Origin of the sequence: Citrobacter sp. wls827 (assembly GCF_005280875.1) — a bacterium.
Classification (GTDB): Bacteria; Pseudomonadota; Gammaproteobacteria; order Enterobacterales; family Enterobacteriaceae; genus Citrobacter; species Citrobacter youngae.
The window spans coordinates 317606-327996 of sequence record NZ_SZWR01000010.1 but is presented as its reverse complement, the minus strand read 5'-3'; the positions used below and the strand labels follow the sequence as shown (position 1 = coordinate 327996).

Genomic DNA, 10391 nt, shown 5'->3' with positions numbered 1-10391 from the left:
ACGACTCCGGGCTTTAACGCCTGATGGCGCTTCGCTTATCAGGCCTACGTGATTATGCATCGCCTACTGATCCTGAGTAGGCGTCTCAGGGCAATTTTTGTGCCAGATCATAAGAACTTTCTTTGCCTTAGATGAAGAAATCAGCACTCGATCAAATTTTCTATTTTTTTTCTCAATTATTGACATCCCCGCCAGGCCTTATAAGACGCGCACTTAGCGATTCTTACCCTTTTGCAACCTCAATTTAACCTCAAAATCAACTCTTGTGCTGAAAAGAATCCCTACTAGAATACTCACCATATAGCGTCTATTTTATCAAACAACCCCTACATATAGTATTTATCCACAGACTTAGTCACAACGTGGCACTGTGGATAATATGGGGGATATTTTTTCTTTCACGGACAGGTAAAAACCACATGAATCAGAGTCTGCTGGTGACAAAGCGTGATGGTAGTACAGAGCGCATCAATCTCGACAAAATCCATCGAGTTCTGGATTGGGCGGCAGAAGGACTGAATAACGTATCGATTTCACAGGTCGAGTTGCGCTCCCACATTCAGTTTTATGACGGTATCAAGACTTCCGATATCCATGAAACAATCATCAAAGCAGCTGCAGACCTGATCTCCCGCGACGCGCCGGATTATCAGTACCTGGCTGCTCGCCTGGCTATTTTCCACCTGCGTAAAAAAGCCTACGGCGAGTTTGAGCCGCCAAAACTGTTCGACCATGTGGTCAAAATGGTTGAAATGGGCAAATACGACAATCATCTGCTGGAAGACTACACGGAAGAAGAGTTCAAGCAGATGGACTCGTTCATCGTGCACGACCGTGATATGACCTTCTCTTATGCTGCAGTGAAGCAGTTAGAGGGCAAATATCTGGTGCAAAACCGTGTTACCGGTGAGATTTATGAAAGCGCACAGTTCCTCTACATTCTGGTCGCTGCCTGCCTGTTTTCTAACTACCCGCGTGAAACCCGTCTGGAATACGTTAAACGTTTCTACGACGCCGTTTCTACGTTTAAAATTTCGCTGCCAACCCCCATCATGTCCGGCGTGCGCACCCCAACCCGTCAGTTCAGTTCCTGTGTACTGATCGAGTGTGGCGACAGCCTGGATTCGATTAACGCCACGTCCAGCGCAATTGTAAAATACGTTTCTCAGCGTGCTGGCATTGGTATCAACGCGGGGCGCATTCGTGCGCTGGGTAGCCCGATTCGCGGCGGTGAAGCGTTCCACACCGGCTGTATTCCGTTCTACAAGCACTTCCAGACGGCGGTGAAATCCTGCTCCCAGGGCGGCGTTCGCGGCGGTGCTGCCACGTTGTTCTACCCGATGTGGCATCTGGAAGTTGAAAGCCTGCTGGTGCTGAAAAACAACCGCGGCGTCGAAGGCAACCGCGTGCGTCACATGGACTACGGTGTACAAATCAACAAGCTGATGTATACCCGCCTGCTGAAAGGCGGTGACATCACTCTGTTTAGCCCGTCCGACGTCCCGGGTCTGTACGACGCATTCTTCGCCGATCAGGACGAGTTTGAACGCCTGTACACAAAATATGAAAACGACGACAGCATCCGCAAACAGCGCGTGAAAGCGGTTGAGCTGTTCTCGCTGATGATGCAGGAACGTGCTTCTACTGGTCGCATCTACATTCAGAACGTTGACCACTGCAACACCCACAGCCCGTTTGATCCGGCTGTCGCACCGGTACGCCAGTCCAACCTGTGTCTGGAAATCGCCCTGCCGACCAAACCGTTGACCGACGTTAACGACGAAAACGGTGAAATCGCGCTGTGTACGTTGTCCGCATTCAACCTGGGGGCAATCAAAGATCTGAGCGAGCTGGAAGAGCTGGCCGTACTGGCTGTGCGTGCTCTCGATGCGCTGCTCGATTACCAGGATTATCCAATTCCGGCCGCTAAACGTGGCGCCATGGGCCGTCGTACGCTGGGTATTGGCGTAATCAACTACGCCTACTGGCTGGCGAAAAACGGTAAGCGTTATTCTGACGGCAGCGCGAACAATCTGACTCACAAAACCTTTGAAGCTATTCAGTATTACCTGCTGAAAGCCTCTAACGAACTGGCAAAAGAGCAAGGCGCATGCCCATGGTTCAACGAAACCACCTATGCGCAGGGTATTTTGCCGATCGATACCTATAAGAAAGACCTCGATGCCATTGCCAACGAGCCGTTGCACCTGGACTGGGAGCAACTGCGTGAGTCCATTAAGACCCACGGTCTGCGTAACTCCACGCTGTCCGCGCTGATGCCGTCGGAGACCTCTTCGCAGATCTCCAACGCCACTAACGGCATTGAACCGCCGCGCGGCTACGTGAGCATTAAAGCATCGAAAGATGGCATTCTGCGCCAGGTTGTGCCGGACTACGAACACCTGCACGACGCGTACGAACTGCTGTGGGAGATGCCGAACAATGACGGGTATCTGCAACTGGTAGGGATCATGCAGAAATTTATCGATCAGTCGATTTCTGCCAACACCAACTACGATCCGTCACGCTTCCCATCAGGAAAAGTGCCGATGCAGCAGTTACTGAAAGACCTGCTCACCGCCTACAAATTTGGTGTCAAAACGCTGTATTATCAGAACACCCGCGACGGTGCGGAAGATTCTCAGGACGATCTGGTGCCATCCATTCAGGATGATGGCTGCGAAAGCGGCGCATGTAAGATCTGATGAATGATGCCGGGTGGCGCTACGCTTACCCGGCCACGATTGCACGGTTTGTAGGCCGGACAAGGTGCTTGCACCGCCTCCGGCGCTCATCCCACAAAGGATTCACATCAATGGCATACACCACTTTTTCACAGACGAAAAATGACCAGCTCCTGGAACCGATGTTTTTCGGCCAGCCGGTGAACGTCGCCCGCTACGATCAGCAAAAATATGACATCTTCGAAAAACTGATCGAAAAGCAGCTCTCTTTCTTCTGGCGTCCGGAAGAAGTCGACGTTTCACGTGACCGCATTGACTTCCAGGCACTGCCGGAACATGAAAAACATATCTTCATCAGCAACCTGAAGTATCAGACGCTGCTGGACTCTATTCAGGGACGTAGCCCGAACGTGGCGCTGCTGCCGCTGATTTCTATCCCTGAGCTGGAAACCTGGGTGGAAACGTGGGCGTTTTCTGAAACGATCCATTCCCGCTCCTACACCCACATCATTCGTAACATCGTGAACGATCCTGCGGTGGTGTTCGACGATATCGTCACCAACGAACAGATCCAGAAACGCGCGGAAGGCATTTCCAGCTACTACGATGAGTTGATCGAGATGACCAGCTACTGGCATCTGCTGGGCGAAGGCACCCATACAGTCAATGGTAAAACGGTTGTCGTCAACCTGCGTGAACTGAAGAAAAAACTGTATCTGTGCCTGATGAGCGTTAACGCGCTGGAAGCGATTCGCTTCTACGTCAGCTTTGCCTGCTCTTTCGCTTTTGCAGAACGCGAACTGATGGAAGGTAATGCAAAAATCATTCGTCTGATTGCCCGTGATGAAGCCCTGCATCTGACCGGCACCCAGCATATGCTGAACCTGTTGCGCAGCGGCGTGGACGATCCGGAAATGGCGGAAATCGCCGAAGAGTGTAAACAAGAGTGCTATGACCTGTTTGTACAGGCCGCGCTGCAGGAAAAAGAGTGGGCGGATTATCTGTTCCGTGACGGTTCGATGATCGGTCTGAACAAAGATATCCTGTGCCAGTACGTTGAGTACATCACCAATATCCGTATGCAGGCTGTTGGCCTTGACTTGCCATTCCAGACACGCTCTAACCCGATCCCGTGGATCAATACCTGGCTGGTATCCGATAACGTCCAGGTTGCACCGCAGGAAGTGGAAGTCAGCTCTTACCTGGTCGGCCAAATCGACGCCGAAGTTGATACCGACGACCTGAGTAACTTCCAGCTCTGATGGGGCGCGTTACTCTGCGCATCTCTGGCACACAACTGCTGTGCCAGGATGAACATCCTTCCCTGCTCGCCGCGCTCGAATCGCACAACGTCGAAGTCGAGTATCAGTGCCGTGAAGGTTACTGCGGTTCCTGCCGTACCCGCCTGGTGGCGGGACAGGTTGACTGGATTACAGAACCTCTGGCCTTTATTCAGCCGGGTGAGATATTGCCCTGCTGTTGCCGGGCAAACGGGGATATTGAGATTGAAATGTAGTGCTTAGTGGACTTCATGCGTGGAGACCAATACCACGTCTGGGCGTTTTTTCATCTGCATGATATACAACGCCCCGGCCAGCACCACCAGCAAAGCCCCGACCAGGTAAATCGCCCGATACCCCACGCCTTCAACCATCATCCCCATAATGAACGCACCAATCGCCATTCCCGCGTCCATTGCATTGAAAAACAGCGAATTGGCAACACCGATTTTGTGCGGCTCCACTGAACTAATAATTTGTGTCTGAAATACCGGCGTAACCGAACCGTAACCAATACCGATTAATCCTCCGGCCAGAATCATCATGATACTCCCGTTGGTGTAACCCAGCGCCACCAACCCAACGGTGAAGGCCAGTAAGCACGGATAAACCACGTATTTCGGCCCTTTTCTATCACAGATATTGCCGGTAAAGGTTCGGCAGACCATCAGGCAAATAGCGTAGCACAGCAGGAAATTACTGGCGGCTGCCATCAGATCTAACTCCCGGGCATACAGTGCCAGGAAGGCGGAAACGCCTGCGTAAGAGAAGGTCATGAAAAACGTCACCAGTGCGAAAGGCAGCGCGGCGCGATCAAACATTGCCGCAAACCCGAGCGTCGGTTTAGAGCCGTCAGCATGGCGAATGACCGGCGGCACCGCGACAATAAAAGACAGAATGATACCCAGTGCGGCAACCGCGCTACACAGCCAGAATGCCTGGGTAAAAGCTTCCCAGCGCGCCATATTCAGCCCTACCCATGGCCCCACAACCATTGCCAGTCCCATGGCTAAAGAGAAAAAACTGATGCCCTCCCCACGTCGGGAGGCCGGTATCAACCGCGCGGAAATCGTTCCTTTTACCGTGGTTATAACGCCAAACGTTACACCATGAAGCACCCGAATCAGCAGGAGTGATTCAATTGAATGGCAAACCGGATACAGCGCAGTGACCACCAAAAAGGCCAGAGAAGAGAGCACCAGAATCGTTTTATTCGAATATTTCCCCACCCACTGCCCGGCAAAAGGACGAACAAGAATGGCAGAGCCCAAAAAGAACGTGACTAATAAACCGGCCTTATCAGGAGTAGCATGCAGGCGATCCGAAATATAGATCGGAAGCAGGGTCAGCAGGACATAAAAAACAAAAAAGATAATAAAGCTGATAATCGTTATTGCCCAGAAATCCTTCGTCCACAGTTTTTCTTTCATATTCGACAACCTTGTCCAGACGGCGCACGCAGGCAACGCTCAGCACAACTGAACGACGGACAAGTGCGTCAAAATGTGAGTTAAACACCAGAACGCCAGTATAAATAGGCTCATGATATTAGAGAAATTAATCGTTTTAATATTATTAATTAGAAGGAACTAATGACACTAACACAGATCCACGCTTTGCTTGCCGTGCTCGAGTACGGCGGTTTTACCGAAGCCAGCAAGCGGCTGTACATGACCCAGTCCGCCGTGAGTCAGGCAATTTCAGCACTAGAGGAAGAGCTGGGCGTTGATATTTTAATCCGCGAACGCCGCAAAGACATCAGGCTCACCCCGGCGGGACACCGGATCGTGCCACGCCTGCGAGCCATCGTGTCAGAAACCAACGCGGTGAAAGAAATTGCCGAGCAGGAACGACAAAATCCAGCCCGAACCCTGCGTATCGGCTGTTTTCCCAGCGCCTGCGCCTGCATTTTACCTGGCATTATCCGCCACTTTGAACAGCAGCATCCGCACATCAAAATTATCCCCTTCGAAGAGAACAGCCCGGCGATCGTTGATTCCCTGCGCAGCGGGGATATCGATGCGGGATTTGTGCATTTCCCGGTCAATGGCATGTACTGCGTACCGGTTTACCGCGATAAATTTACCGTAGTGGTCCCCGAAAGCCACCCACTGGCAGCCAACACCACTATTTCGCTGGAAGAACTGATGGGAGAACCGCTGATTATCAGTAAAGGCCGCTATGAATTAAGCATCATGACGTTGTTTAAAGAAAAAGGGATTGAGCCAATTATTAAATACGAATTTAACCACCCGGATACCGCAATGAGCTTTATTCGCCAGGGGCTGGGGATTGCATTATTACCGGAACTCACGCTGAAGGCGGTTGGCGGGGAAATTCGCTCAGTGGCGCTGGAGCCAACGTTTTATCGACAAATATCGTTATTGGCAAAAGAGCCGCCGGTAGACGGCAGCCCTTTATTTCTACTGCAGGCATATATGGAATCGTTGACTGCTGACGGCCTCATCTAGCAATCTGCTCACGCTTCACAAATAAGGCCTGCGGGAATACGTTCATCGCAGGCCTTCTGCCCTTACTCTTTATGCAGGAATTTCACCGCTTTGTCGGGAAAGTCGGTGAACAGCCCGTCAACGCCCGCCTTGTTGTACAACACGTCATACAGCTGGTTTACATCCGTTGCATAATCCGGCAACTGATCGGCTCGAACAGTATAAGGATGCACCACCATCTTGTTCTGGTGCGCGTCCTGTACCATACCCGTCAATGAGATGTTGCCCTTACTGGACTTCTCATCAACCAGCATATGGTAGTCCGGCCCAATGCCGTCCGCATACTGCGCAACCTGCTTCATGGCACCCGGTTTAAACATCCAGTCGTAGTTGTAATTCACCCAACTGCCGTCTGGCTTTTTCTCCTGAGTTTCATTCCAGTCAGTGTACGCAATCAACTGCACCAGATTGAGATCCATCCCCATCTTCGGTTCCAGTTCATTCTTAATGCGTTTTAACTCCGCAACATCAAAGCACTGCAGATAGACATTGTCTTGTTTACTGGTGTACCCGTACTTTTTCAGCACTTCCAGCGTCTTAGCGGCGATATCCTTCCCTTCCTGGTGATGGAACCACGGCGCTTTCATTTCCGGGTAAATACCGATATTTTTGCCGGTTGAATGATTTAATCCCTGAACAAATTCAATTTCTTCTTCGAAAGTGTGCACACGGAAATCAGATTTACCCATCGGGAAACGCCCTGGATATGTCTGTACCTTTTTGCCATTTTCGATATCGAAACCTTCGGTAAATTTCAGCGATTTGATCTCATCCAGCGTAAAGTCGATGGCATAGTAACGCCCATCTTTACGCGCACGATCCGGGAAGCGATCAGCAACATCGGTGACGCGGTCAAGATAGTGGTCATGCAGGACGACCAGATGGTCGTCTTTAGTCATCACCAAATCCTGCTCCAGAAAATCCGCGCCCTGAGCATAAGCCATCGCTTTCGCAGGTAAAGTATGCTCCGGTAAATATCCGCTGGCGCCACGGTGCGCAATGACAATTTTATCTGCGGCAACCGCCGCACTGCTCACAACCATACCTGCCAGCATCAGCGCCACGCTAAGACTTTTCAATGTGGTTTTCATCTATTAGCCCCCGTTACGCTTGAGCAGCATCTCTTCATGATGGCGTTTTTCACCAATCATGACGACTACCAGCAGAATCACCGCCAGCACGCTACCGCCAATCATCACCATAAAGCCGCCGTCCCAACCGAAGAAGTCGACGGTGTAGCCGACAATGGCGCTCGCCGCGACAGAACCGCCCAGGTAGCCGAACAGTCCAGTGAAGCCTGCCGCCGTCCCCGCCGCTTTTTTCGGTGCCAGTTCCAGCGCATGCAGACCGATCAACATGACCGGGCCGTAGATCAGGAAGCCGATGATAATCATACAAGCCATATCCACGTTCGGATTACCTGCCGGGTTCATCCAGTAAACGATGGTCGCGATGGTAACCAGCGTCATAAAGAACACGCCGGTGGCACCACGGTTACCACGGAAGACTTTATCCGACATCCAGCCACACAGCAGCGTGCCAGGAATCCCCGCATATTCATACAGGAAGTAGGCCCAGGATGATTTATCCAGTGCAAAATGCTTCACTTCTTTCAGGTAAGTTGGCGACCAGTCGAGGATGCCGTAGCGCAGCAGATACACAAACACGTTGGCGATAGCGATGTACCACAACAGTTTGTTCGGCAGTACGTATTGCATGAAGATCTGCTTGGCAGTCAGCTCTTCTTCCGCTTTTTCGTTGTAATCATCCGGATAGTCGTTCTTGTACTCTTCGATAGGCGGCAGGCCACAGGACTGCGGCGTATCACGCATCATCGCAAAAGCAAACAGCGCAACGACTATCGCACCAAAGGCAGGCATGTACAGCGCCGCTTTCCAGTCGTTAAACCAGGCCATACCCAGCAGGAACAGCAGCGGAGGCAGACCGCCACCTACGTTATGCGCACAGTTCCAGACAGAAACGATACCACCACGCTCTTTCTGCGACCACCAGTGCACCATAGTACGACCACACGGCGGCCACCCCATCCCCTGGAACCAACCGCAGAGGAACAGCAGCACAAACATGACTGCAATGCTGGATGTCGCCCACGGCACGAAGCCCATGAACAGCATCACCGCAGCCGCCAGAATCAGACCCGCGGGCAGGAAAACGCGCGGATTCGAGCGATCTGAGACGGACCCCATGATGAATTTCGAAAATCCGTATGCAATGGAGATACCGGACAACGCAAAACCCAGATCGCCACGCGAGAAACCCTGCTCAACCAGATACGGCATGGCCAGAGCAAAGTTCTTACGTACCAGATAGTACGCGGCATAACCGAAAAATATTCCCAGGAAAATCTGCCAGCGCAATCGACGATAAGTCGGATCGATCTCCGCTGCAGCTAAACGCGCTTTGTGTGGCGCAGGTTTAAAAATGCTCAACATATATAGTAGCCTCCGTGGCCGTCTTTCATTCGAAGGAAACACTGCAGATTGCCGTAGCAACCCTACCGCTCCCAGTGTGGCCGCGATGTTAAGGAAACATTCCGGGCAATAATGTGAATTACAGCACAGATTGTTACACATTTATGACAAATGTTCATAAAAGCGCACGGAATCACGTTTCATTTTCGAATTATGAGCGATTATGCGCGAAATCAAACAATCCATGTTTTTTATGTGGCTAAATGATAAAAAACGAACTGTGAGGAAAAACAATGAAAACTCGCGACTCGCAAACAAGTGACGTGATTATCATTGGTGGAGGAGCAACAGGTGCAGGGATCGCACGCGACTGTGCCCTGCGCGGATTGCGCGTCATCTTAGTAGAACGCCACGATATCGCGACAGGCGCGACGGGCCGTAACCACGGTCTGCTGCACAGCGGAGCACGTTACGCCGTTACTGACGCTGAATCTGCCCGCGAATGCATTAGCGAAAACCAAATTCTGAAACGTATCGCCCGCCATTGTGTTGAGCCGACGGACGGTCTGTTTATTACGCTGCCGGAAGATGAACTCTCTTTCCAGGCAACCTTTATTCGTGCCTGTGAAGACGCGGGCATCCGCGCAGAAGCGATTGATCCACAACAGGCGCGTATTATCGAACCTTCGGTAAACCCACAACTGATTGGCGCAGTGAAAGTACCAGACGGTACCGTTGATCCTTTCCGCTTAACCGCCGCCAACATGCTGGATGCACGAGAGCACGGTGCGATTATCTTAACGGCCCATGAAGTGACGGGGCTGATTCGTGAAGGTGCGACGGTGTGCGGGGTAAACGTACGCAACCATCTGACGGGCGAGATGCAATCTCTGCATGCGCCGGTGGTCGTGAATGCCGCCGGGATCTGGGGTCAGCGCATTGCGGAATATGCCGATCTGAGCATCCGTATGTTCCCGGCGAAAGGTTCTCTGTTGATCATGGATCATCGCATAAATCAGCATGTTATCAACCGCTGCCGTAAGCCATCTGATGCCGATATTCTGGTGCCTGGCGATACCATTTCGCTGATCGGTACAACCTCACAACACATTGATTACGACGATATCGACAGCAACCGCGTCACCGCAGAAGAGGTGGATATTCTGCTGCGTGAGGGTGAGAAGCTGGCACCAATTATGGCGAAAACTCGCATCCTGCGTGCTTACTCCGGTGTGCGTCCGCTGGTGGCCAGCGACGACGATCCGACCGGTCGTAACGTCAGCCGCGGTATTGTGTTATTCGATCACGCAACGCGCGACGGACTGGACGGATTTATCACCATTACCGGTGGCAAACTGATGACCTACCGCCTGATGGCGGAATGGGCCACCGACGCAGTATGCCGCAAACTGGGCAATTCTCGCCCTTGTACAACCGCAGAGACAGCTCTGCCAGGCTCACAGGAGTCGACCGAACACACGCTTA

The 10391-nt window shown here is 51.8% G+C and carries 8 protein-coding genes; 5 read left to right on the top strand and 3 right to left on the bottom strand.

All coding sequences use genetic code 11. From position 1 onward, the window contains the following. Positions 1-419: 419 nt before the first annotated feature. The 3 genes from nrdA (at position 420) to yfaE (ending at position 4200) form a co-directional block, all read left to right on the top strand. Entirely contained in the window at positions 420-2705 is a 2286-nt protein-coding gene (gene nrdA, locus FDX03_RS04930; protein WP_048211103.1) for a class 1a ribonucleoside-diphosphate reductase subunit alpha, read from the top strand. 110 nt (positions 2706-2815) lie between these two features. Then, positions 2816-3946 (top strand): class Ia ribonucleoside-diphosphate reductase subunit beta, encoded by a 1131-nt coding sequence (gene nrdB / locus FDX03_RS04925; protein ID WP_003834668.1) that lies wholly within the window; start codon positions 2816-2818, stop codon positions 3944-3946. Further along, a complete protein-coding gene (gene yfaE / locus FDX03_RS04920; protein ID WP_048211102.1) occupies positions 3946-4200 on the top strand; it encodes a ferredoxin-like diferric-tyrosyl radical cofactor maintenance protein YfaE in 255 nt (84 codons plus the stop codon). Before nrdB ends, yfaE begins: the two co-directional genes overlap by 1 nt. Before the next feature lie 3 nt (positions 4201-4203). Here the strand turns inward: yfaE and FDX03_RS04915 are convergent, their stop codons facing one another. Further along, positions 4204-5394 carry an MFS transporter gene (locus FDX03_RS04915; RefSeq protein WP_061068841.1) on the bottom strand — a complete coding sequence of 397 codons (1191 nt, stop codon included), beginning with the start codon at positions 5392-5394 and terminating at the stop codon, positions 4204-4206. 162 nt (positions 5395-5556) lie between these two features. Here FDX03_RS04915 and FDX03_RS04910 point away from each other — a divergent pair, with 162 nt between their 5' ends. Further along, a complete protein-coding gene (locus FDX03_RS04910; protein ID WP_048211100.1) occupies positions 5557-6435 on the top strand; it encodes a LysR family transcriptional regulator in 879 nt (292 codons plus the stop codon). Between the two features lie 62 nt (positions 6436-6497). Here the strand turns inward: FDX03_RS04910 and glpQ are convergent, their stop codons facing one another. Continuing rightward, positions 6498-7565: a glycerophosphodiester phosphodiesterase gene (glpQ, locus tag FDX03_RS04905; RefSeq protein ID WP_121584842.1), complete on the bottom strand. Its 1068-nt coding sequence runs from the start codon at positions 7563-7565 to the stop codon at positions 6498-6500. A 3-nt stretch (positions 7566-7568) separates the two neighbouring features. Then, entirely contained in the window at positions 7569-8927 is a 1359-nt protein-coding gene (gene glpT / locus FDX03_RS04900) for a glycerol-3-phosphate transporter (protein WP_048211098.1), read from the bottom strand. 272 nt (positions 8928-9199) lie between these two features. Between glpT and glpA the strand changes: the two genes are divergently transcribed. Beyond that, positions 9200-10391: anaerobic glycerol-3-phosphate dehydrogenase subunit A (gene glpA / locus FDX03_RS04895; protein ID WP_249356989.1), on the top strand; the 1192-nt coding region annotated here is incomplete at its 3' end.

Coding starts and splice junctions, on each gene's coding strand:
- glpQ (WP_121584842.1), bottom strand. CDS start 7,565: ATGAAAACCACATTGAAAAGTCTTAGCGTGGCGCTGATGCTGGCAGGT.
- FDX03_RS04915 (WP_061068841.1), bottom strand. CDS start 5,394: ATGAAAGAAAAACTGTGGACGAAGGATTTCTGGGCAATAACGATTATC.
- nrdA (WP_048211103.1), top strand. CDS start 420: ATGAATCAGAGTCTGCTGGTGACAAAGCGTGATGGTAGTACAGAGCGC.
- glpT (WP_048211098.1), bottom strand. CDS start 8,927: ATGTTGAGCATTTTTAAACCTGCGCCACACAAAGCGCGTTTAGCTGCA.
- nrdB (WP_003834668.1), top strand. CDS start 2,816: ATGGCATACACCACTTTTTCACAGACGAAAAATGACCAGCTCCTGGAA.
- FDX03_RS04910 (WP_048211100.1), top strand. CDS start 5,557: ATGACACTAACACAGATCCACGCTTTGCTTGCCGTGCTCGAGTACGGC.
- yfaE (WP_048211102.1), top strand. CDS start 3,946: ATGGGGCGCGTTACTCTGCGCATCTCTGGCACACAACTGCTGTGCCAG.